We start from the raw sequence: 23,805 nt of genomic DNA on the forward strand, positions 1-23,805 counted from the left end.
AAAAAGTAATATGAAAATCATTATCGCCATTGCAATTCTAGCGCTTATCGGGCTTACTGGCATTATTGTCAACAACCGGATAATTGGTAAAAAAAATCAAATCAAACAGGCCTTTGGCAGCATTGAGATTTATCTTAAAAAAAGGTTTGATTTGATTCCGAACCTTATCGCCATGCTCAACAAATATCTGGCGCATGAAAAGGAAACCTTGCTAAAGATCACAGAACTACGTAGTGCTGTTGAAAAAGCCTCCGGGGCGAACGAAAAAATAAAGGCCTCAAACGAGCTAACGCATATTATTGGCGGGTTGAACATCAACGTGGAAAACTACCCTGATTTAAAGGCCGACAAGCAATTCACGAACATCGAACGTGAACTTTTTGATATTGAAGACCAGATATCCGCGGCACGCCGTGCCTACAATGCGGCGGTCACCAGCTATAACAATACCATAGAAATGTTTCCCGCAAGTATTATCGCGGGTATTCGAAAAGACCAACCCGGCACGCTATTGGAAATTCCTAAATCTGAACAAAAAGAAATCAACGTTAATCAATTTTTAAATTCATAAATCATGCAAATGTTCGAAAACTTACCCTGGTACGGTTATGTGATACTGGCCATCGCTATTGCTTCTTATGCCATTCGTTATTTTAAAATTGGAAAGAAAGAATACGATGCCCCGGTAAAGACGAAGGCAAAATTTAGAAAGTCGCCAAACAGTGGACTCAATCAAGAACAATTATTTGGCTTAGCCTTGTATACGCCCATAGCCGAATGGTGGAAAGCCAACACCAACACCCTTTCATTTCTCACTGCCAAAGATGTTAAGCCCTATTTGGAAGGTTGGGGCATTGATACCGTGGAAGGGTATTGGGATTTGACCGAGTATTTTATGAAAGATGGTCGCCGATGGTACTTTGATTTTATCCAAGGAATGATTGAAAACGAACCTCAAGAAAAATGGGATGAACTAATGGATCAAAAATTCGGCAGTAATGAGCGGGCCCATCGTTATTTGAAAACGTTAAGTTCTGGAGAAGCCCTAAACAGTTTAAAGCAAAAAGGCATCATCCTTTTTGATTCCGAATTACAGCTTGGTGTGGCAGGTTATGATGCGACAGTATTGGTAGGGCAGGCACGTAAAGCCTATACCGGCAATATTATTTCTGAGGAAGAAGCCTGGAAGGTCATCAATTTTGCCAAAGCATTGGCCTTGCAACATTTTTCCTCTTGGGAAGATTTTGGAAAAAGCTTTGCCCTTGGTTTTGCCATAGATATGAGTGCCAATTCCAATACGTACAAAGAAGAAGTATTCCACCTTTACAAACAGGTTTTGGAAAGCCCAGACAGTCCGTGGAACACCATAAAATGGCCATAATAGTAAGATAATGCAAGAACGCATAGTAACGGCCTATTCCGAAACAAGCAAAGTGTTGGATACGCTTTATAAAAAAAAGAAGCGCACCCTTTTTTTGCAAAGAGTCATGTGGGGCATTACCGGTGTGTACCTCATATTTATGCTTGCATTGTTGGGCATACAACACATACCAATGCTCCAAAATACTTCTTTGGCTTTTTTGGATGTATTCAAGAACAGTCACACCAATCCCTACGCATCCCTCTATCCAATAATGGGGCTGATTGTCCTTTTGTATCCGACCACCATCTTTTTTACCAGGGCATTTCAAAAATTCAAAACCATTGAACAGAAAACCATTGCTAAAATGGTCAAAATGCTGTTTCCACAGGTTGAGTTTACCCAAGGAGCAATGGCCCCATCCAATGAAGTGGTAAAAAGCAAATTATTCCCTTGGATAAAGGAAGAAGCACCAGTTTATAGTTACGGGCAGATTAGACGGAGAACCAATGATACAGAAATAAACATAACGGACTTGGGCATTGTGGAAAACAATGTGGCCAACAAATTTTGGGGTATATTAATGCGTATTCCCGTTCTAAATATGTTAGGCGTTATGTACCAGACCGTATTCAAGAATATGGTAACCAAAAAATTGGCAGACAACACCAACTATTCTTTCCGAGGTATGTTCTGTTGGTTGCGGTTTAAAAAGAAATTAAACGGCCATACGGTGGTATTGTCCAAAAACCAAATGACAAAAGTGGACCGATTGGCCAGTTTTAATTTTAGGGAAGAGCAGGAAATACATTTGGAAGACCCAAGATTTACCAGCAAGTTTATGGTGTACGGTACCGACCAAGTGGAGGCTCGTTATGTTCTATCTGCTTCAATCATGGAAAAAATTGTTGCTTTAAAAGAAGAATTTGACCGACCCATATTGATGTCTTTTCAAAATAGACAAATGTATGTAGCCGTAAAAAATGCGAATGGGCTGTTTTCATTCCCATCAGGTAAGCTGGACAGTATGAAGCTAGTGGAAGAATTGGCTAATGACATTGAAACTGTCTTGGAGATTTCCGAAGAATTGGGGTTGTAGATGATATTTTCTTGATTAAAATAGATTCTATTCAGGATTTAGTTCAAATAAGCTAATTAACTTTACTTTACAAAACACCCATAAGTTCTGCCTTTAAATGCATTGTTATGATAACAGTTTAGAGTTCGGTTAATTAGTTTTTTTTGTTTTTAAAATATTGATATATAGAACATTGTGTAAAAAATATCTTTCAAGTTATTCCAGCGCATTTTAGTGTTTAGTTTGACATATATGTTTTATAGTTAAATTTGACATCTATGAAGCAAGATTACCAAAAGTGGTCTGTAATTCGGTTAGTAATAAAAGCATAAACAAGGAGAAACCCAGTAAATATGAGGGCTAAAAAAATAGGTTCGAATCCTTTCGTATTATAATAATATATACCAACTTTTTTAATACTCAACAAACCTTGCGTATAACATTTTCAAGGGCATCGTCAGCTTCCTTATGCATAAAATTGGCTTGATAATTTATTGTAGTCTTTAAATCACTATGACGATATAGTTTTTGGAGCATTACAGGATGTATTGTCTCACCAGCGATGTTGCCAAAACTATGTCTGGCAATATGCATGGTAAGCTTTTTGTTTATTCCAGCCTTCTTTGCAATAGATTTAAGGTAATAGTTTAATTTTTTATTTGCTGTTTTAATTTTTCTAAAGACATCTTTTGGATCTTTCATGTTGGCTTTTTTTAGTTCAGGAAATATGAAATCGTTGTTATGTCTTTTATATTTTTCATAGGATTTTAGTATTTCGTAGACTTTTTCAGGGATTTTTAATGATAATAATTTTGAATTTTTCCCCATTCTATATTGAAGTCTACCGTCTTTTATGTCGCCCCATTTTGTACGAAGAACATCGGAAACCCGAACACCTGCAAAATTGAAGCTATATAGCCAAATATTTCTGGTATGTACCTCTCCATATGAGAGGTTATTAAGATTCTCTATACGAAGGATTTCATTTGCATTTAAACCTGTCTTTTCACTTTCAGGAAATTTAATTTTTATTCGGTCACCACCAAATGGATAAAGTTTCTTTTTTACAATTCTAGCTTTAATAGCTCTATTGTAAAGAAGTCTTATTAAAACGAAAACGTTCATTATTGAGGTTTCGCAGAGTTTGTGTTCCTTTATTAGAAATACCTTGAATTTTTTTAAAAACCGTTCATCAATTTCCGAAAAACTTAATTGTTTAGACTTGTTGAATTTCAAAATATATCCAATATAGGCTGAATCGCAGGAGAGTCTATTAAACTTGTTCAATACTTCTAATTCATCTAAATGTTCTTGCGCGAGTTCAAAGAAAGTCGATTTTTTGGAAGCTCTGTCTCTGTAAATATCTTTCTTAATTTGTACAGCCGTGGCATCCCTATCCTTAGTTTGCAATGCAATAAGTTCTTTGTTTACTTGCTTAATCTTGGACTTAATAAGTCCATTAATTTCTTTTGAATTGGGGTGGTGTTTGTTTACAGATTTGTTTTTGTCATCCCAGTCTTCAATTTGGATATAGATACCAATATGCTTGTAAGTCGAACGACGATTTTTTGTTATTCTTATGGCGAGTGGATAAAGCCCTTGTTTGTTGGGCTTTTTTCTTAAGGTTATTTGAGCTCTAACTGCCATTGCTGTCCTGTCTTAATTGCGAAAGTCAAATCAGGTACAACATTTTAATTAAAAATATGTTGTAAAGATAGTAAAAACCTAAGATTTTTGGGTACAACATAGGTACAACATTTATTGATTTTGAGTGGTTTTAATTGCATATAAACAAAATCAATAAAAATGTAACTAGCTAAAAATCAACTGATTTGTGTTTCTTTGAGCAAATATACGCTAGACTTAGGATCTAGTGCCGCGAGGTGTGAGAGTTCGAGTCTCTCCGCCCGCACAAAAAGTAAAGCTTAATCAATTGTTTTTTTCAATTGCTTAAGCTTTTTTAGTTTTACAACCTCTCATAAAATGACTCACGATTTGTTTTATTAGAGTATTTAAGCTTATTTTAAAAATCGTATTCGGTTGTATTAAAAATTTCTTTTAGAACAAAGTAACTTTCTAAAACACCTATATTCTCAATTTTTGAAAGTTTAGACCTGATAAATTCATGATAAGCATCTAGACTTTCAAGGTTTATTTTTAAAAAGAAATCTACCTTTCCGGCCATATGATAGCATTCTTGAACCTCTTTTAAAGATTTAATTTGTTTGTCAAAGGTGTCTATAAATCCTTGATTATGATAGCGTAATGAGACCATGCATATAGCTGTAATTGGTCTGTTAATGCGTTTTTTATCAATTAATGCCACGTACTTTTTAATATAACCATGTTTTTCTAATCTTCTTATACGTTCATATACTGGAGAAGCTGTTAGGTTAAGAAGAGAAGCAATTTCTTTGGTTGTTTTTTTAGAATCGTTTTGTAGAATTCTTAAAATTTTAAGATCAATATCATCAATACGTTCCATTGTTGCAGAAAAATTCACTTTATGTAATATTAAAAATTTATTTAAAAAGGGATAAAAACTTTAAAATAACTTATAAAAAGATAAAAATACTTATTTTATGATATTTAACAGTATATATAATTGTTAAATGTTGTTATGTGTAATTTTAACCTGTTAAAAGTGTTTTTATGGAAGAAAAAATCTTAATAACGGGGGCTAATGGTCAGTTAGGATCTGTATTAGCAAATGCCTTAATAGAAAGGTATGGCTCAAATAGTATAATTGCTACAGATTTAAAACACAAGATTAAATTTAAGTGCTACTTTGAAGTTCTTGATGCCACAGATTATGATGGTATTCAAACATTAGTAAGAAAGTATTCAATAACGCAAATATATCATATGGCTGCTATTCTATCGGCTACTGGAGAGAAAAGGCCACATCTTACATGGGATGTTAATATGGAAACACTTTTTAATGTATTAGAAGTTTCTAGGCTTAATAATATTAAGAAGGTGTTTTTTCCTAGTTCTATTGCTGTATATGGAGCAGATGTTCCTAAAACCAATGCACCACAAAATTTTGCAACAACTCCAAACACAGTTTACGGTATTAGTAAAGTAGCTGGAGAACTTTGGGCTAATTACTATTTTAATAGATATGGGCTTGATGTTAGGTCTATTAGATATCCAGGTGTTATAGGTTATCAATCTTTACCAGGGGGTGGCACCACAGATTATGCTGTTGAGATTTATCATAAAGCTATAAATCAGGAACCATATGAATGCTTTTTAAATAACAAAACAACGTTGCCCATGATATATATGGAAGATGCTATAAGAGCCACTATAGAACTTATGGAGGCGCCATTAAAAAATTTAAGTGTAAGAACGTCGTATAATGTAGCTGGATTGAGTTTTAATCCAGAGGAATTAGCAAGTTCTATTAAAGAGATTTTACCAGAATTTCAAATTAGTTATAAACCAGACTTTAGGCAAGACATTGCTAATAGTTGGCCTGAAAGTATTGATGATTCTAAGGCAAGAAAAGATTGGAATTGGAAACCTAAATATAATTTAAAAAAGATTTCCGCAGATATGATAAAAAATCTACAACTACATTATAATTATAAAACACAAAAATCATAAACTATGTATGCCATTAAAGAAGATTTATTAAAAGATTTAGAGTTCATTAAAGCTAGCGGACTCTATAAAAATGAAAGAGTTATTACTTCTAAACAAGGGGCTGCAATTAGTACAGTTTCGCAAAATAATGTTTTAAATTTTTGCGCTAATAATTATTTAGGTTTAGCTTCAGATAAGGAAGTTATTGAGGCAGGTATAGAAGCTATTAAAACCCATGGGTTTGGGTTGTCTTCAGTTAGATTTATTTGCGGTACACAAGATATTCATAAAGCCTTAGAGCAGAAAACAGCTGAGTTTTTAGGAATGGAAGATTGTATTTTATACGCTGCTGCTTTTGATGCTAATGGAGGATTGTTTGAACCTTTGCTTTCAGTAGAAGATGCTGTGATATCAGATGAGTTAAACCACGCTTCAATTATTGATGGTATAAGGCTCTGTAAAGCAAAAAGATTCCGTTATAAACACAATAATATGGAAGATTTAGAGGAGCAATTAAAACTTGCTTCACCTTTAAGAAGAAAGCTAATTGTAACAGATGGATCTTTTTCTATGGACGGTACTATAGCTCAACTTGATAAAATTTGTGATTTGGCCGATAAATATGGCGCATTGGTTATGGTTGATGAATGTCACTCTACAGGATTTATAGGGAAAACAGGTAGAGGGACTCACGAATACCATAATGTAATGGATAGAGTAGATATTATTACAGGTACTTACGGTAAAGCGCTAGGAGGAGCTTCTGGTGGGTTTACAGCGGCAAGAAAAGAAATAGTAGATATTTTAAGACAACATTCACGCCCTTACCTGTTTTCTAATACGGTTGCTCCAGCAATTGTTGGTGCATCACTTAAGGTTTTAGATATAATATCTAATTCAACACATTTAAGAGATAAGCTAGAACAGAATACAAAATATTTTCGTTCAGAAATGACGAAAGCAGGATTTGATATTTTACCAGGAGTTCATCCTATTGTTCCTATTATGTTATATGATGCTAAACTTGCTCAAGAGTTTTCAAAGAAACTTTTAAGTGAGGGTATTTATGTAGTTGGTTTTTTCTTTCCAGTAGTGCCTAAAGATAAAGCTAGAATAAGGGTTCAGCTATCAGCAGCTCACGAATTAGAACAAATTAAAAAAGCAGTAGACTCATTTGTTAAAGTAGGAAAAGAATTGAAGGTTATATAAATGTTTAGAATTTTATTGTATTTACAGTCAATAGATTTTTTACTTCCGTTTATTAAATTTTGTTAATAAAGAATTGCTTCTCAGTTTTTGAGAAGCTTTTTTTGTTATTCAAACTTTTTCCTAATAAAAAGTAATGTTTCGTTGTAATATGTATTTTGCTTTTTAATTTTTGTTTTAATTATTTTTGTAAAAATAATATCAACAAAAGCAGGTAGCATGAAACTCCATCTTTTAGATAGAAGTAGCATTAGTAATAGTTCTTTTACCACTAAGGTAAATGAATATCCTTATTTTTTAAAAATTTGGCACTATCATCCAGAATTAGAACTTGTGGTTATTCTTAAGAGTGAAGGTACATGCTTTGTTGGTGATAGTATTGAAAAATTTGAGGTTGGTGATGTTGTTCTAATTGGTAAAGATTTACCACATATGTGGTTAAATGATGAAGACTATTTTAATGAAGAGTCTAATAAATCTGCTAAAGCCATAGCTATTCATTTTAAACAAGATTATTTAGGTAACACCTTTTTTAAAACGCCCGAAATGAGTCATTTATCAAAGCTTTTTGAAAGGGCTAAATTTGGGATAAAGTTTTTAAATGTTAGTAAAAATCTTATTTTGGAAATTCAAAATATGATGAAACTAAAAGGCTTTGATAAGACTATTACTTTTTTAACTATTCTTGATAAATTAGCCAACCATAAGCAAACTAAACAATTAGCAAGTGAGGGGTTTGTTAACTCATTCAAATCTTCAAAAAGTGATACCCAAGATAAAGTACAAGCTTATATATTTAAAAATTTTAATAATAATATAAGTTTAGATGAAGCTGCTAATATTGCGCATATGAATACATCGGCTTTTAGTCGTTATTTCAAACGTGTAAACAGAAAAACATTTTCTCGTTATGTAACAGAAATTCGTATAGGTTATGCCTGCAAATTACTTATAGAGAATAAGTTTAATATTTCAGCTATTTGTTATGAATCTGGATTTAAAAATATTTCAAATTTTAACAGACAGTTTAAGCTTATTATGAATTGCACACCCTCTGATTATCTTAAGAATTATAGAATTAAAACATCGTCTATTTAAGTAAAATAATTTTTTATTTTTAATAGATGATTTTAGTTTAAAAAGTGTCTTGATTTTGCAATTTTATAAATCAAACTGTTTTAAAGGCAATAATAGTATTATAATTAGTCAAATATTTGTAAGATGCACTTTTAATAAGACCGTACTATTGTATTTGTAAATTTTACTGTAAATTTTTTATGAGTAACAAAAATAAAATATTAAAAATACACCCAAAGGATAATGTTTTAGTAGCATTAACAGACTTAGCAAAAGGTGAGAAAGTTACGTATAATTCGCAAGAATTTACCCTTCAAGATGCTGTTGCTGCTAAGCATAAATTTACTACAGAAAAGTTAAGTAAGGGAGATGCTGTGTATATGTATGGGGTTTTAGTAGGAAGAGCTAAAAAAGATATTAAAGAAGGTGGGCTCATTAGCACAACTAATTTAGAGCATGATACAGAAAAATACAGTGCAGAGGATTCTGAAAATAAAGAAGTATGGAGTGCTCCTGATATTTCTAAATTTGTAAACAAAACTTTTAACGGTTATCACAGAGCAGACGGGAAAGTAGGTACAGAAAACAATTGGTTAATAATTCCTTTAGTGTTTTGCCAAAACAGAAATGTAGAAGTATTAAAACAAGCATTAGTTGAAAAGTTAGGTTTTGGAAAACAACAACATCTAAAATTAGATGTTGATACACTTATTAATGATTATAAAAATGGTGCTTCTGAAGAAGATATTCTAAAAAAAGATATTTTAAAAGAAGAGAGACATCAATATAAAAACCCGCTATTTCCTAATGTAGATGGTATTCATTTTTTAACCCACGAAGGTGGTTGTGGTGGTGCTACTTCAGATTCTATTGCGCTTTGTCATCTCTTAGCAGGTTACATAAATAACCCTAACGTAGCGGGAGCAACTGTTCTAAGTTTAGGTTGTCAACATGCACAAGCTAGTATTTTAGAAAATGCCTTGGCTAAAATGTCTCCCAATAATAAAAAACCTGTTTTTGTTTTAGAACAACAACAAATTCAATCAGAACAAGAATTATTGGCAGAGGCCGTTAAAAAAACATTTATTGGTTTAATGCAAGCCAACAAAATAGAACGCAAACCAGCACCATTAAGTAAGCTAGTAATTGGTTTAGAGTGTGGAGGTTCTGACGGTTTTTCTGGTATATCGGCTAACCCAACTTTAGGATATGTATCTGATTTAATTGTTGGTTTAGGTGGAGCAACAGTACTTTCAGAGTTTCCAGAATTAAATGGTGTTGAGCAAGAATTAATTAATAGGTGTACTAGTAAAGAGAAGGCAAAAAAATTCTCCCAAATTATGTCTACATACAATGCAAAAGCAGATGCTTTAGGCGCTGGTTTTTATGCAAACCCATCACCTGGAAATGTAAAAGATGGTTTAATTACTGATGCTATAAAATCTGCTGGTGCTGCTAAAAAAGGAGGAACATCACCCGTTGAAGATGTTTTAGATTATACAGAACAGGTAACCAAGCCAGGATTAAATTTATTATGTACTCCTGGTAATGACGTTGAATCAACTACTGGTTTAGCAGGTTCTGGCTGTAACGTTATATTGTTTACCACTGGTTTAGGTACGCCAACAGGAAATCCTATTACGCCAGTAGTAAAAGTTTCAACAAATAGCGCCTTATATAAGAAAATGCCAGATATTATAGATTTTAATACTGGGGCTATTATAGAAGGTAAGGCTTCTATTGAACAAATGGGAGAAGCGTTGTTAGATTTTGTTATTGAAGTTGCAAGCGGAAAATTAACAAAAGCAAAACAATTAAGACAAGATGATTTTATACCTTGGAAAAGAGGTATGTCACTATAACAAAAAGGAGTATTTTTAACATAATTAACCTAAATAAGAATGACAAAATTTAGTTTAAAAAATAAAACGGCTATTGTAACCGGAGGCGGAAGTGGTATAGGAAAAGCCATTTCATTAACCTTTGCAGAGCAAGGCGCCAAAGTTCATATATTAGATTTTAATTTAGAAGCTGCTAAAGAAACAATTAACGAAATTAAAGGTAAAGAAGGACAAGGTGAAGCTCATAAATGTGATGTAGCTAATCAGGAAAATGTTAATAGCATCATTAATAGCATTGCTTCAAAAGAAAAAATAAACATCTTAGTTAATAATGCTGGTATTGCGCATGTAGGTAATATTGAAGCTGTTGAAGAATCAGATTTAGACCGCCTATATAACGTAAATATAAAAGGTGTTTATAACTGTATTAAAGCCGCTTTACCTTCTTTAAAAGTAGATGGCGGAGGTGTTATTTTAAATTTAGCCTCTATTGCATCTACTGTTGGAATTTATGATAGATTTGCATACTCCATGACTAAAGGAGCAGTGCTTACCATGACCTATTCTATAGCAAAAGATTATATAAAAGACGGTATTCGTTGTAATTGTATTGCACCAGGAAGAGTACATACACCATTTGTTGATGGTTTTATTAGCAAAAACTACCCAGGTAAAGAAGAAGAAATGTTTGAAAAACTTTCTAAAACCCAACCAATTGGAAGAATGGGGACTACACAAGAAATGGCAGATTTAGTATTGTTTTTATGCTCTGATGAAGCCGGATTTATAACTGGGTCAAATTATGCAATAGATGGTGGGTTTGTAACCTTAAACGGAAAATAATAACTAATTTATAGACACAAATATATATGAAACTAATAAGATTTGGGGAGGCAGGTAAAGAAAAACCAGGCATCCAATTAGAGAATGGTAAAAGAATTGATGTATCTGCATTTGGTACAGATTATGACGAAGCCTTTTTTGGAGGTGACGGATTAAAGAACTTAGAAAACTGGTTGAAAGAGAATCAAGATGATTGTCCTATTGTTGATGATTCTGTAAGGTTAGGACCTCCATTAGTACGTCCATCAAAAATTGTTTGTATAGGTTTAAACTATGCTAAACATGCAGAAGAAAGTGGTATGGAAATTCCAAAAGAACCAGTGATTTTCTTTAAATCAACTTCTGCTATTGTAGGACCTAATGATGATGTAATTATTCCAAAAGGAAGTGAAAAAACAGATTGGGAAGTAGAGCTAGCTGTGGTTATAGGAAAAAAAGCATCTTATGTAGATGAAGCAGATGCAATGAATCACGTTGCTGGTTATGTACTGCATAATGATTATAGTGAGCGTGCTTTTCAAATAGAAAAATCAGGCCAGTGGTGTAAAGGAAAAGGTTGTGATACTTTTGCTCCTTTAGGGCCATTTATTGCCACAGCAGATGAAATTAAAGATCCAAATAACTTAAACCTTTGGTTAAAATTGAATGGTGAAAAAATTCAAGATAGTTCAACATCAGATTTTATTTTCAACATTCAAGAAGTTATAAGTTATTTAAGTCAATTTATGACATTACTTCCAGGTGATGTTATTTCCACAGGAACACCTTCAGGAGTTGGTTTTGGTTTTGAACCACCAAAATATATGAAACCTGGTGACGTTGTAGAACTTGGTATAGAGGGCTTAGGAACTTCTAAGCAAGTTGCAAGAGCTTACCAAGGCTAGTCTGTATTAATTTTATAATATAAAGTTGTTTTAGTTTTAGGTTTGTTTAACTGATATATTTCAGATTGAGCAAACCTTTTTTTATTAATAATAAAATATATAAGTTGCTCTACTTAGGTTGTTTTTTAAAAAAAGAGCAAAAATAGTATTGCTTTATATCATTTTTTAGATAGACAATTATATATTTTCGTTTTAGTATTGTAAATTAACATTCAGTAAACTAAAACTCATGAAAGTAGGTTTATTTATTCCTTGCTATATAAATCAATTATACCCACAAGTAGGTATAGCAACCTTAGAATTATTAGAAAAACTTAAAGTAAACGTTTCTTATCCGTCAGGACAAACCTGTTGTGGTCAACCTATGGCAAATTCGGGCTACGAATATGAATCTGTAGGTGCCTGTAATAATTTTGTAGAAAACTTTAAAGATTTTGATTATATAGTAACACCTTCCGGAAGTTGTGCTTATCATGTAAAAAAACACTACAATATCATTCCGCAAACAGATGAGGTTACTAAAGTACGTAATAATGTATATGAATTATGTGATTTCATTTTAAACGTATTAAAAGTTAAAAACCTAGGGGCTTCGTTTCCGCATAAAGTAGGTGTGCATAAAAGTTGTCATGGTTTACGTGGGTTGCGTTTAGGCTCTTGTTCAGAATTGGCAATAGACTCGTATTCTTATATTGAAGAATTATTAAGTGAAGTAAAAGGACTTGAATTAATGCCTGTAAAAAGAAGTGATGAGTGTTGTGGTTTTGGCGGAACTTTTGCAGTAACTGAAGAAGCTGTTTCTGTTAAAATGGGTAAAGATAAAGTGCAAGACCATTTAGAAAGTGGGGTAGAAGTAATTACTGCTACAGATACCTCTTGTTTAATGCATTTAGAAGGTTTAATTAACCGTAACAAAAAACCATTAAAGGTTTTACACGTAGCCGAAATATTAAACAGCCAAATGTAATTAAAACAAAACCATCTAACTGACCAACAAAATTAAAACTATGAGTCACGCAAAATTAGCATCCGTATTTAATAAAGACGAAAAACGTGTAGATTGGCACGATAAAGCGTTATGGTTTGTAAGACATAAAAGAGACAAAGCTGCTCATACCGTAAAGGGGTGGGAAGATTTAAGAAATTTAGGTCATGGCATAAAAGCACATATGCTAACTAATATAGATAAATACCTAATTGAATTTGAAGAAAATGCCAAAAATAATGGTGTACAGGTGCATTGGGCGGCAAATGGAGAAGAACACAATAAAATAGTTCATAGCATAATAAAAGAAAACAATGCTAAAAAGGTAGTAAAGAGTAAATCTATGCTTACCGAAGAGTGCCACTTAAATCCCTATTTAGAGAAAGACGGCATTGAAGTAATTGATACTGATTTAGGAGAGCGTATAGTGCAATTAGCTAAAGAACCACCTAGCCATATTGTGCTCCCTGCAATTCATAAAAATAGATTTGAAGTTGATGAATTGTTTCAAGAACATTTAGGAACAAAACCTGCTAATGGAGATCCTCAATATTTAACCAATGAGGCGCGTAAACATCTAAGAAAGAAATTTATAGAGGCAGATGTAGCTATTACAGGTGTGAATTTTGCCATTGCAGAAACGGGTGAATTTGTAGTTTGTACTAACGAGGGTAATGCCGATATGGGTGCGCATTTAGCGCCAGTGCATATAGCTTGTATGGGTATTGAAAAAGTAATTCCAAAACGCGAACATTTAGGCGTGTTCTTGCGTTTGTTAGCAAGAAGTGCTACAGGGCAACCCGTAACCACCTATTCGTCGCATTTTAAAAAACCAAGTGCTGGCAAAAAAATGCACATTATTATTGTAGATAATGGGCGTTCAGAACAATTAAGCAGACCAGATTTTAGAGCCTCATTACATTGTATTCGTTGTGGTGCTTGTATGAATACCTGTCCTATTTACAGACGTAGCGGAGGCCATAGTTATGATTATACTATTCCAGGTCCTATTGGTTCTATTTTATCTCCAGGAAAAGATTTAAAAAAATATAGTACCTTACCATTTGCTTCCACTTTGTGTGGCTCATGTTCAGATGTCTGTCCAGTTAAAATTGATATTCATACCCAATTATATAAGTGGAGACAAATTATAACCAAAGAAACACCACAGCCTTTTGTTAAAAAACAGTCTATGAAGGTTATGGGGAAAATTTTCTCAAAGCCCTCACAATTTGAAACCGTTGGTAAAGTAGCAAGGTGGTCTTTAAGAAACTTACCAAAATCTGTCATCAACTCTAAACCTAATGTTTGGGGTAAAGCCAGAGATTTACCAATAGGCCCGAAGCAAAGCTTTGATGAATGGTATAATAACAGAAATAACAACAAAAAAGACTAAACTATGGGGAGTAGAGAAGCCATATTAGCAAAAATAAAGTCTAACAAACCTGAACCTTTAAGTTTACCTCAAATTGATGCTGGTATTTTTGAAGAAGGTTTAGACATAATTAAAGAATTTACTAAAAAAGTAGAAATTGTTGGCGGTAATGTTTTACAAGCAAGTTCTAATGAAGATGTTATAAACCAAATAAAATCTATCATTCCAAATACTGCTATAAATTATTCTACTTTAGAAAATACACAGGATTTTAACACCCTAGATTTAGCTACTGTTAAAAACCCAAAAGATCTTGAGGATTTAGATATTCTAATTCTAGAAAGTAATCTTGGAGTTGCAGAAAACGGAGCTGTTTGGGTGTCTGATAACGAATTACCAATTAGAGTACTTCCTTTTATTACAAAACATTTGGTTTTAGTCCTTTCTTCTGAAGATATTGTGCCTTATATGCATCAAGCTTATGAAAAAAAACAAAATCAATCTTCTGGTTTTGGAGTTTTCATCTCTGGGCCTTCAAAAACGGCAGATATAGAACAATCATTAGTTATTGGAGCACATGGAGCACTGAGTTTAACCGTTTTTATCAAATAATTATAATAAAAAAACTAACCTTTTGGTTAAAAAGAAAATTTAATAATATTCTGTTTTTAAAAAGTTCCTCTCATTTAAGGAGCTTTTTTTGTACTTTAAAATACAACTCAAAAGGTTTCGTTGTTTTTAATGAAAATATTAGGTTTTTAACTTCCCAACTAATTAAAGATTATATATTTGCAAAAAAACTAATTTTCTTATTTGAAAGATGTTTATTGATTAACTCCTTCAAAAGAAAATATTTGTAAACCTAAAAGTAAACTAATCGTACATTAAAATGAACAAAGCAATTGATCAGCAGGCGGCAGATAATATAAGAGCACTAGCTGTAGCCATGGTAGAAAAGGCCAAATCAGGACACCCAGGTGGGCCAATGGGAGGGGCAGATTTTATGCATATCCTATATTCAGAGTTTTTTAACTATGATCCAACAGATATGACCTGGCCATTTAGAGACCGCTTTTTTATGGATGCAGGCCACTTATCTACTTTAATGTATGCACAATATTACCTTTTAGGAAATTATAAAAAAGAAGATGTTGCTAATTTTAGACAATGGGGTTCCATTACACCAGGACATCCAGAAGTTGATGTAGCTAGAGGTATAGAAAACACATCGGGACCATTAGGGCAAGGGCACACCATGGGTGTGGGAGCCGCTATTGCAGCTAAGTTTTTACAAGCTAGATTTGGTGATTGGATGAACCATAAAATTTATGGTTTTATTTCAGATGGTGGAATTCAAGAAGAAATTTCGCAAGGAGCTGGTAGAATTGCAGGTCATTTAGGACTTAGCAACTTTATCATGTTTTTTGATTCTAATGATATTCAATTATCAACTTCTACTGATGAGGTTACTACTGAAGATACAGCCATGAAATATGAAGCTTGGGGCTGGAAAGTAGTTACTATAGATGGGCATGACCATGACCAAATAAGAAAAGCATTAACTGATGCAAATAACGAAACAGAAAAGCCAACCCTAATTATAGGTAAAACTATTATGGGTAAAGGATGTGTAGCTGCAGACGGAAGTATGTTTGAAGGTTATTGTGAGTTACACGGACAACCAATTGGAAATACTGGTGCAGATTATGAAAAAACGCTTCAGAATTTAGGAGCTGATGTTGAAAATCCATTCGAAATTTATGATGAGGTAAGCGATTTTTATAAAAATTTAATTGCTGAAAAAACAGCTAATGCTTCAAAAAAGAAAGCAGAAATTGAGGCTTGGAAACAAGAAAATACTGAATTAGCAGAAAAATTAGACTTTTTCTTATCAGGAGAACTACCAAAATTAGATTTTGAAACTATAGAACATAAACCAGGGTTAGCTACCAGAGCTGCTTCTTCAAATGTATTAGCTTATTTAGCTGAAAATGTAGAGAATATGATTGTATCATCGGCAGATTTATCTAATTCTGATAAAACCGATGGTTTCTTAAAGAAAACATCAGCCTTACAAAAAGGTGATTTTAGCGGATCATTTTTACAAGCTGGGGTTGCAGAATTAACTATGGCATGTATTGCAAACGGTATTGCTTTACACGGAGGCGTTATTCCTGTGGTGGCAACTTTCTTTGTGTTTTCAGATTATATGAAACCAGCTATTAGATTAAGTGCTATACAAGAATTGCCAGTTAAATATGTATGGACACATGATGCCTTTAGAGTAGGTGAAGATGGTCCAACACACCAACCTGTTGAGCAAGAAGCACAAATTAGATTATTAGAAAAACTTAAAAATCACAGTCATAAACAAAGTTTCTTAGCTTTAAGACCAGCAGATTCTGCAGAAACGTCAGTAGCATGGAAAATGACTATGGAAAACACAAACACACCTTCTGGTTTAATCTTGTCTAGACAAGGAATTAAAGATATTCCTGCTCAAAAAGCATCAAGATATGAAGAAGCTCTTGGAGCAGAAAAGGGGGGGTATTTAGTGAAGGAAGTAGAAAATCCAGATGTTGTTTTAGTGGCTAATGGATCGGAAGTTTCAACCTTAATTGCAGCTGCAGAAATTTTAGAATCACAAGAAAATTTAAAGGTTAACATAGCTTCTATTATTTCAGAAGGCTTGTTTAGACAACAACCTAAAGCCTACCAAGAAAAAGTAATACCAGCAAATAAGCCATTATTTGGTTTAACAGCAGGATTACCAGTAAACTTAGAAGGACTAGTAGGAAAAAAAGGGAAAGTATTTGGGTTAGACCATTTTGGATATTCAGCACCTGCAGGCGTTCTTGATGAGAAATTTGGGTTTACAGGAGCGCAAGTAAGCCAAAATGTAGTAGAGTATTTAAACACAGTTTTAATAAAATAAAAACTAAATAAGATGAAATTTTTTATAGATACAGCTAATCTTGATGATATAGCAGAAGCACAAGCATTAGGAATTTTAGATGGTGTTACAACAAACCCATCATTAATGGCTAAAGAAGGTATTACTGGAGAAGAAAACATATTAAATCACTATAAGAAGATTTGTGATTTAGTTGATGGCGATGTAAGTGCCGAGGTTATTTCTACAGATTTTGAAGGTATGGTAAAAGAAGGAGAAGCACTGGCCGCTTTACACCCTCAAATTGTAGTTAAATTACCTTTAATTGCAGATGGTATTAAAGCGTGTAAGTATTTTTCAGATAAAGGTATTAGAACCAATGTTACTTTGGTGTTTTCTGCGGGTCAAGCCTTATTAGCGGCTAAGGCCGGAGCTACTTATGTGTCGCCATTTTTAGGACGTTTAGATGATATTTCAACAGATGGTTTAAATTTAATTGCAGAAATTAGACAGATTTATGATAATTATGCTTTTGATACGCAAATTTTAGCAGCATCTATTCGTCATACCATGCATGTTATTGATTGCGCTAAATTAGGATCTGATGTTATGACAGGCCCATTATCATCTATCACAGGTTTATTAAAACACCCTTTAACAGATATTGGTTTAGCTAAGTTTTTAGCAGATTATAAAAAAGGAAACTAAATCTATTTTTCTTTATATAAATAAAAAAGCTTCTCATTTTTGAGAAGCTTTTTTTATTACAACAAAAACTAAACTTAAACTACAATTTTACCATTTTAAAGGATTGTTCGGCTCCTAAATTATTTTTAATTTTTACTAAATAAATACTTGGTGGTAGATTAGAAATATTAAAGGCATAACCTTTTTCAAAATCGCCTTCATAGGTTAAAATCTGTTTGCCTGTAAGGTTATAAATAGATACAGAATTCACCTCTTTATTTATTTTAAACTCATTTCTTGTAGGATTTGGATAGACCATTAAACCAGTTTCAAAAATTATGTCTTCTGTACTTAATGAAGCTGTTTGGTTCCCGTATATTTTAAACTCACCAGCATCTAAACTAATAGCTTGTGTTGTATTGGTAATGTTTATAGAAGTATTACCTGTTTCATCCATTAAATCATACCAGGTTCCTGTGTAAGGGAAATTAGGTACAATGCTTTGGGTTGTTGTTTCAAAATTTGCTACAATAACTACATTTTTGAGTTCAGGTCCTGATGTGTTTAAGTCTCCTGTGTAAATATTAATTATTGGGGTTAAGTTTCCAGAATTTATTGTGTAATTGCCTTCAAATACATCTTCATTTATTTTTAAAGCATTAATTCTAGCCCAATCATTATATATTTGACTTCTGTTGGTGTCTCCCAACCAGTTTTCTGTCCATTGTGGTTGTGGTTTGGTGTCTAATTTACAACCATCATTATCATAAGATCCATTTGAACATGTAAAGATAGAATTATCCATTCCTAAATCACCAAAATGCCAAATCATTTTAGGACCAGGGATTGTTAAAGAAACGGCTCCTAGTGCAGACATTCTTCCTAGAGAAGCATTTAAATCGCCCATAATACCTGTGTTTCCATAAGTAACGTTTTTATACATTAACCGTTCTTCATCATGACTTTCGGCGTACCCAACTAGTCTTGGTTCTGTAAATCCTCTTGATACGTGTCCCATTCTACTTATATCAGAATCTGTTGCATACCCCATGGTTAATTGGTTGTAAGAGTCAGTCATTTTACCCCAAAGCATGATGCCTTTTCCTTCATCTGCTTTATAATTGGCCCATTCTATTTCTTCGTCAAGTGATGTTAAGCCATTACCATCTGCATCCCAATCAACACCTAAATGTTCAAAAATAACGTAATGATCAGGGTCTAAGCTCCATGAATAATCGGCATATTGTTTTAGTATGTCAACTCTATCATCATTATAGTCATTGGTACAGCCTTCATTGTTTTCGCAATTATTGGTGAAGCCTTTGGTTAAATCCCAACGGAAACCATCAATTTTAAATTCTTCAATCCAATGTTTAATAACACTTTCTACATAATTTTGTGTTCTAATGCTGTTAATATGGTCAAAATCATATCCAACAGAATAACTGTGAGCTGCTGTAGTGTTAAAATATGGGTTTTCACTGTTTGGGTCTCCCCAACCGTCTCCATCGGGGTCACTCATCCACATTCTAACCATAGGATTTCTACCAAACGCATGATTTAAGGCTAGGTCTAGTATTACAGCAATGCCATTTTGATGACAGGTGTCTACAAATTCTTTAAATTTTTCTTCTGTTCCATAATATTTATCTAAAGCCATATGGAAAGATGTGTTGTATCCCCAGCTTTCATTGCCTTCAAATTCCATAACAGGCATTAGTTCAATGGCATTGATGTTTAAGTTCTTAAAATAGTCTATTTTGTCTATTAAATCCTGAAAGTTTCTATCGGCATCAAAATCTCTAATTAAAACTTCATAAATTACCAAATCTTCTTTTTTTGGTTTTGAAAAATTGGTTACTTGCCAATTATAATCTGTTTGCCCCGTTTGTAGTACGGTTACTTCTCTTTCTTGACCTTCTGGATATTCTGGTAAGTTTGGGTAGGTTGATGCAGGAATGTATGGATCATCAAAAGGAGATAAAACCAAAGTGGAATAAGGATCGGCAGTTTTAACTAATTCTGGAGAATTGGCTGGGGGATTTTTATCTACTACCCAGTATTGGTAAGTTTCTATTTGTCCTGGAGTTAATCCAGTTAAAGTAATCCAAAATTTATTTCTAGTAACGTCCCAATTCATTGCATAGTTAGCATCTGGTTGCCAGTTATTAAAGCTACCAGCTACGTAAATAAAATCCTTTCCTGAAGCATACAAAACTAGTACTGCTTCTGTATCGCTTAAATATGTAATGCCATTTTGATAATCAGTTGGCATTACACTAATGTTTTGTCCGGGGTCTACTAGGGCGTTAAAACTCTTAGTAATAGTGGTGCCATTTAAGCTTACTTCTAAGGTGTAAATTTGGTTGTTTGTTATGTTAGTATGGGTATACGAATAAGATGAAATACCCGATTGTGTGTTAATAACAACATCATTGGCTTTTAGCACGTATTCTGCATTGCCACCAATGTTAGAAGCAGTAATAGATAAACTTTCACCAGAACTGAGAATAGTTGTTGAATTTTGAGCAGGACTACTTAAGCTTACTTGAAATGTACCAACATCAAAATAGAAATCAGAACAGTCATTAGCTTTTAATTCTTGAGAGCCGTCTTCATTTCTAAAGACCATACCCATTTTAATGGCATTTTCAATTTGTGTGCTTGTTAAGCTGTAATAAGTTTCAGGAACCATGGTAATGCTCCAGGTACCATCTCCATTATTAGTCATTTCTCCTGCACCATCGTCTTGCCCCCAGTTACCAACTACGTTATATCCCCAAGGATCAGAATCATCACCTATACCTGAGTGCATATATACTTTTGTAGGATTTGAAAAACCATTACAGTTTGATGCTGTTGAATTAACATCAACGGTGATGGTGATGGATTCATTAACATTAAAGGGATATGGGGTAATGGTAACTTGACCAAAAATAATGCTAGAAATGAAAAAACAAAGTAAAGTAAAAATATTTTTCATAAATTAATAGTTTAGTTGAAAAAGGCTGACCTACTAAGATCAGCCTTTAATTATTTGTTGAAAAATTGTATTAATTAACTTGGTTTAGCTCATAGGTTAAATTAGCTAAATCTAACATAATTCTATAGTTTCCGGCAGTAACAGCAATATTGTCTCCACCACCATCTAAAGTACCATCAACACCTGTGTCTCCGTAATCAGTTCCCCAATCTTCATTCAGTCTAAATTTAATTTCACCATCTACAATTGGTACAATTTCAGCAACCCAAATATCATTACTTAAAGGTGTTAAAGAGAAATCTGGAGTAGCTCCCCAATCGTTATAACCAGATCCTACAATACCCCAAATATCTGTTTCTTCCATTGTGTAGGTGCCATTTTCAAAATCTAAAGTTATGGCATAAAATCCAGCAGTAACAGCAATATTGTCTCCACCATCATCTAAAGTACCATCAACTCCAGTATCTCCAAAGTCTTCAACCCAATCGTTGTTTTTTCTAAATTTAATTTCACCATCAGTTAATTTAACACCAACTTTAAATGTATTTGTTACATAATCATATGTGAATTTTGCATCTGGAGTAGTTCCCCAATCATTGTATCCAGACCCTACAACACCCCAAGAGAATTCTTCTATAGTGTATGTTCCATTGGCAATATCTAAAGTAATTTTATAATCACCTTCGGTAACTGCAATGTTTGAGCCACCAGCATCAAGAGTACCATCGGCATCATTATCACCATAATCATTTGTCCATTCGTTATTTTCTCTAAATTTAATTTCACCATCAACAAGAGATACGTAGGCTACATAAACATCTGCCACATCGGTTGTGTAGAAAGGTGCGTCTGCAAAAGCACCCCAATTATTATAACCAGAGCCTACAATACCCCATGAAGAAATTTCAATACCAGAACCGCTTCCTGTACTTGCTTCTAGTAGGGTAACTGTTATTTGTTGAGTTTCTGTGAACATTTCTGTAGTAGAAGAGGTGTCTCCAGGAAATGCACGAACCCTGAAATTTAGAATACCAGAATTAGGAGCAACAATACCGTATTCTTCAGCTAAAGTTTTTAAAGTACCTATAGAAACTTCAATTTGATTGTTAGCATTAGATAGGGTTGAAACTGTTGTTGCATCTGTAAAGTCTCCTAATATTGAAGATTGTAGTTCATAAGATATATTAGTTTGTACGCCAAAATCTGCATCGTTAAAAGAAAATACAGCACCAATATTGTTGTTTGTACTTGTTTCTGCAGGTAATACATATTCTGATAAAAATGTATTATTAAATGCGAATTCACCTTGAGGTGCAGCGGTAAAAACTAAATCATCGTCTGTATCGCATGCGGTTATACTCAAAAATAGAGTAAAGATTATTACTAAAGGTTTTATATAATTTTTCATTTTATTTAGTTTTAGTTTAATAGCCTGGGTTTTGCGTTAAGTTAGGATTAGAAAGAATGGTGTTAGATGGTATAGGGAATAAATTTCTAAAGTCTGAGACAGCAGTTCCGTTGGCTGAATTTCCTTTAAAAGGCCATAGGTAGGAGTTGGTTGTGAAATAGTCATATCTAACTAAATCTGTTCGTCTTTGTCCTTCCCAGTAAAGTTCTCTGGCTCTTTCATCTAAGATAAAATCTAAAGTTAAATCAGATTCAGAAATATTTCCGGAAGTATCTCCATAGGCTCTTTCTCTAAGTTCATTAATTAAAGACACAGCAGTTGTGTTGCTTCCGCTAGAACCTCTTAAGGTAGCTTCGGCGTAGTTAAGGTAAATTTCTGCAAGTCTAATTAAAGGTAAATCTGTATCAGCAAAGTTTCCAGAGGCATCACTACCTTGATTGCCTTGAGAATCTAAATTAGAGAATTTAGTTATAGCATACCCATCGTTAAAAGAAGTGATATCTGAAATTTCAAGATTTTGACCATCTGTATAAAACATAGCGCGTTGATCTCCAGATTCCATTTTATTAACAAGAGCACTAGTGGTTCTGTTACCTGCCCAACCACCATTTACACCAAATGCACTAGCATCCATACTACCGCCTATAGCAGCATGAATTAAGAATGTAGAGCCTCCATAAGTTTGACTGTTAAGACCATCAAAATTAGCAGTGAAAATAAATTCATTTTGAGCGCCGTTAGTATCGTTATCGGCTAAAAACAATTCATCATAAGCTGTACCGTTTCCATTGGTGTCTGTAGTGTTAATGATATAAGATGAGTTAATAACATTTTCTGAAAAAGTTATACAATCTTCATATCTGCTAGTACTTGTCCAAACTTCGGCATTTAAGTAAAGTTTAGATAGAAGCGCCCATGCAGCTACTTCATCTACACGACCATATTCATTTGCACCGCTACTGGCTAAATTGTTTTGAATGTCTAATAATTCTGTTTCTATAAAGTCGAAAACTTCTTCTCGTGTGCTTTGAGAAGGTAATGAAGTTTCTATTTGTGTTACAAGTGGTATATCTCCATATAAATCGATTAAATTATAGTATGCAAATGCTCTGATAAACCTAGCTTCTGCAATGTATTCTGTAACAACATCATCACTTAGGCTAGATGCGTTTTCTATAAAGGAATTAGCAAAAGATACTGTTTGGGCTAAACGGTTATACATGGCATCTGTAAAATCGTTACTGGCAGTCCAATACATACCGTGTAAATCTTGTAAACCAGCATCTCCCCAAGCAACAACAGCATTATCTGTTGTAAGTTCGTTTAGGTTAAACAACATTCTGGTGTATTGAGAGAACCCTTCATCTATATTAGAAATATCAGCTTGTCCTGCAGGTCCTTCTTGTCCTGTAAGTGCAAAACTTGCATAAACTTTAGCAAGAGCACTTTTAGCTTCCTCTGCGTTTGAAAAAACATCTTCTTCTGTGAAGCTGTCTGGGTCTATTGGCGATTGGTCTAAATCGTCGTGACAACTAGCGGCAAATAATAATACGGCTAGAGGAAAAATTAGGTTTTTTATTAATGTCTTCATAGT

At 33.5% G+C, this 23,805-nt stretch carries 19 protein-coding genes; 14 read left to right on the top strand and 5 right to left on the bottom strand.

The features are described from left to right. The first annotated feature begins 10 nt into the window (after positions 1–10). From J1D01_RS08815 to J1D01_RS08825, 3 genes are read left to right on the top strand one after another with little or no spacing between them, the layout of a single operon-like run. Positions 11–571, top strand: a complete 561-nt coding sequence (locus J1D01_RS08815) for a LemA family protein (protein WP_421150582.1) — start codon at positions 11–13, stop codon at positions 569–571. A gap of 3 nt (positions 572–574) precedes the next feature. Further along, the gene (locus J1D01_RS08820) at positions 575–1,381 is read left to right on the top strand and encodes a DUF1266 domain-containing protein (RefSeq protein ID WP_421150583.1); all 807 of its coding nucleotides are present in this window, start codon (positions 575–577) and stop codon (positions 1,379–1,381) included. Between the two features lie 10 nt (positions 1,382–1,391). Then, on the top strand, positions 1,392–2,459 hold the full coding sequence (locus J1D01_RS08825; protein ID WP_421150584.1) for a DUF3137 domain-containing protein: 1,068 nt from the start codon (positions 1,392–1,394) through the stop codon (positions 2,457–2,459). A gap of 399 nt (positions 2,460–2,858) precedes the next feature. On the opposite strand, the gene J1D01_RS08830 is transcribed toward J1D01_RS08825, so the two are convergent. Together J1D01_RS08830 and J1D01_RS08835 are read right to left on the bottom strand one after the other, a co-directional pair. Further along, entirely contained in the window at positions 2,859–4,085 is a 1,227-nt protein-coding gene (locus tag J1D01_RS08830) for a phage integrase SAM-like domain-containing protein (protein ID WP_421150585.1), read from the bottom strand. 376 nt (positions 4,086–4,461) lie between these two features. Beyond that, positions 4,462–4,941 carry an Lrp/AsnC family transcriptional regulator gene (locus J1D01_RS08835; RefSeq protein WP_372936343.1) on the bottom strand — a complete coding sequence of 160 codons (480 nt, stop codon included), beginning with the start codon at positions 4,939–4,941 and terminating at the stop codon, positions 4,462–4,464. 149 nt (positions 4,942–5,090) lie between these two features. Here J1D01_RS08835 and J1D01_RS08840 point away from each other — a divergent pair, with 149 nt between their 5' ends. The 11 genes from J1D01_RS08840 (at position 5,091) to fsa (ending at position 17,841) form a co-directional block, all read left to right on the top strand. Continuing rightward, positions 5,091–6,050 carry an NAD-dependent epimerase/dehydratase family protein gene (locus J1D01_RS08840; protein ID WP_421150586.1) on the top strand — a complete coding sequence of 320 codons (960 nt, stop codon included), beginning with the start codon at positions 5,091–5,093 and terminating at the stop codon, positions 6,048–6,050. A 3-nt stretch (positions 6,051–6,053) separates the two neighbouring features. After that, positions 6,054–7,238, top strand: a complete 1,185-nt coding sequence (gene kbl, locus J1D01_RS08845; protein WP_421150587.1) for a glycine C-acetyltransferase — start codon at positions 6,054–6,056, stop codon at positions 7,236–7,238. 216 nt (positions 7,239–7,454) lie between these two features. Continuing rightward, the gene (locus J1D01_RS08850; RefSeq protein ID WP_372936348.1) at positions 7,455–8,333 is read left to right on the top strand and encodes an AraC family transcriptional regulator; all 879 of its coding nucleotides are present in this window, start codon (positions 7,455–7,457) and stop codon (positions 8,331–8,333) included. 179 nt (positions 8,334–8,512) lie between these two features. Then, complete coding sequence (locus J1D01_RS08855) at positions 8,513–10,174, top strand: UxaA family hydrolase (protein ID WP_421150588.1); 1,662 nt, start codon at positions 8,513–8,515, stop codon at positions 10,172–10,174. A gap of 39 nt (positions 10,175–10,213) precedes the next feature. Then, entirely contained in the window at positions 10,214–10,996 is a 783-nt protein-coding gene (locus tag J1D01_RS08860) for an SDR family NAD(P)-dependent oxidoreductase (protein WP_421150589.1), read from the top strand. A 26-nt stretch (positions 10,997–11,022) separates the two neighbouring features. After that, positions 11,023–11,880: a fumarylacetoacetate hydrolase family protein gene (locus tag J1D01_RS08865; RefSeq protein WP_372938834.1), complete on the top strand. Its 858-nt coding sequence runs from the start codon at positions 11,023–11,025 to the stop codon at positions 11,878–11,880. 229 nt (positions 11,881–12,109) lie between these two features. Next, positions 12,110–12,847 (top strand): (Fe-S)-binding protein, encoded by a 738-nt coding sequence (locus tag J1D01_RS08870; protein WP_421150590.1) that lies wholly within the window; start codon positions 12,110–12,112, stop codon positions 12,845–12,847. 40 nt (positions 12,848–12,887) lie between these two features. Next, positions 12,888–14,261 (top strand): lactate utilization protein B, encoded by a 1,374-nt coding sequence (locus tag J1D01_RS08875; protein ID WP_421150591.1) that lies wholly within the window; start codon positions 12,888–12,890, stop codon positions 14,259–14,261. Between the two features lie 3 nt (positions 14,262–14,264). Beyond that, positions 14,265–14,852 carry a LutC/YkgG family protein gene (locus J1D01_RS08880; RefSeq protein ID WP_372937047.1) on the top strand — a complete coding sequence of 196 codons (588 nt, stop codon included), beginning with the start codon at positions 14,265–14,267 and terminating at the stop codon, positions 14,850–14,852. A 277-nt stretch (positions 14,853–15,129) separates the two neighbouring features. Next, complete coding sequence (locus J1D01_RS08885; protein WP_421150592.1) at positions 15,130–17,175, top strand: transketolase family protein; 2,046 nt, start codon at positions 15,130–15,132, stop codon at positions 17,173–17,175. 12 nt (positions 17,176–17,187) lie between these two features. After that, a complete protein-coding gene (gene fsa, locus J1D01_RS08890; RefSeq protein ID WP_372937049.1) occupies positions 17,188–17,841 on the top strand; it encodes a fructose-6-phosphate aldolase in 654 nt (217 codons plus the stop codon). 79 nt (positions 17,842–17,920) lie between these two features. Here the strand turns inward: fsa and J1D01_RS08895 are convergent, their stop codons facing one another. From J1D01_RS08895 to J1D01_RS08905, 3 genes are all read right to left on the bottom strand, one after another. Beyond that, positions 17,921–20,803, bottom strand: a complete 2,883-nt coding sequence (locus J1D01_RS08895; RefSeq protein WP_421150593.1) for an alpha-amylase family glycosyl hydrolase — start codon at positions 20,801–20,803, stop codon at positions 17,921–17,923. A 70-nt stretch (positions 20,804–20,873) separates the two neighbouring features. After that, complete coding sequence (locus tag J1D01_RS08900; protein ID WP_421150594.1) at positions 20,874–22,211, bottom strand: SusE domain-containing protein; 1,338 nt, start codon at positions 22,209–22,211, stop codon at positions 20,874–20,876. Between the two features lie 16 nt (positions 22,212–22,227). Beyond that, positions 22,228–23,802 carry a RagB/SusD family nutrient uptake outer membrane protein gene (locus J1D01_RS08905; RefSeq protein ID WP_421150595.1) on the bottom strand — a complete coding sequence of 525 codons (1,575 nt, stop codon included), beginning with the start codon at positions 23,800–23,802 and terminating at the stop codon, positions 22,228–22,230. Positions 23,803–23,805 lie beyond the last annotated feature (3 nt).

The sequence above is a fragment of the Seonamhaeicola sp. NFXS20 genome (genome assembly GCF_049132085.1).
Taxonomy (GTDB): domain Bacteria; phylum Bacteroidota; class Bacteroidia; order Flavobacteriales; family Flavobacteriaceae; genus Seonamhaeicola.

Coding starts and splice junctions, on each gene's coding strand:
- J1D01_RS08865 (WP_372938834.1), top strand. CDS start 11,023: ATGAAACTAATAAGATTTGGGGAGGCAGGTAAAGAAAAACCAGGCATC.
- J1D01_RS08860 (WP_421150589.1), top strand. CDS start 10,214: ATGACAAAATTTAGTTTAAAAAATAAAACGGCTATTGTAACCGGAGGC.
- J1D01_RS08850 (WP_372936348.1), top strand. CDS start 7,455: ATGAAACTCCATCTTTTAGATAGAAGTAGCATTAGTAATAGTTCTTTT.
- fsa (WP_372937049.1), top strand. CDS start 17,188: ATGAAATTTTTTATAGATACAGCTAATCTTGATGATATAGCAGAAGCA.
- J1D01_RS08840 (WP_421150586.1), top strand. CDS start 5,091: ATGGAAGAAAAAATCTTAATAACGGGGGCTAATGGTCAGTTAGGATCT.
- J1D01_RS08885 (WP_421150592.1), top strand. CDS start 15,130: ATGAACAAAGCAATTGATCAGCAGGCGGCAGATAATATAAGAGCACTA.
- J1D01_RS08870 (WP_421150590.1), top strand. CDS start 12,110: ATGAAAGTAGGTTTATTTATTCCTTGCTATATAAATCAATTATACCCA.
- J1D01_RS08830 (WP_421150585.1), bottom strand. CDS start 4,085: ATGGCAGTTAGAGCTCAAATAACCTTAAGAAAAAAGCCCAACAAACAA.
- J1D01_RS08900 (WP_421150594.1), bottom strand. CDS start 22,211: ATGAAAAATTATATAAAACCTTTAGTAATAATCTTTACTCTATTTTTG.
- J1D01_RS08815 (WP_421150582.1), top strand. CDS start 11: ATGAAAATCATTATCGCCATTGCAATTCTAGCGCTTATCGGGCTTACT.
- J1D01_RS08820 (WP_421150583.1), top strand. CDS start 575: ATGCAAATGTTCGAAAACTTACCCTGGTACGGTTATGTGATACTGGCC.
- kbl (WP_421150587.1), top strand. CDS start 6,054: ATGTATGCCATTAAAGAAGATTTATTAAAAGATTTAGAGTTCATTAAA.
- J1D01_RS08825 (WP_421150584.1), top strand. CDS start 1,392: ATGCAAGAACGCATAGTAACGGCCTATTCCGAAACAAGCAAAGTGTTG.
- J1D01_RS08895 (WP_421150593.1), bottom strand. CDS start 20,803: ATGAAAAATATTTTTACTTTACTTTGTTTTTTCATTTCTAGCATTATT.
- J1D01_RS08880 (WP_372937047.1), top strand. CDS start 14,265: ATGGGGAGTAGAGAAGCCATATTAGCAAAAATAAAGTCTAACAAACCT.
- J1D01_RS08875 (WP_421150591.1), top strand. CDS start 12,888: ATGAGTCACGCAAAATTAGCATCCGTATTTAATAAAGACGAAAAACGT.
- J1D01_RS08905 (WP_421150595.1), bottom strand. CDS start 23,802: ATGAAGACATTAATAAAAAACCTAATTTTTCCTCTAGCCGTATTATTA.
- J1D01_RS08855 (WP_421150588.1), top strand. CDS start 8,513: ATGAGTAACAAAAATAAAATATTAAAAATACACCCAAAGGATAATGTT.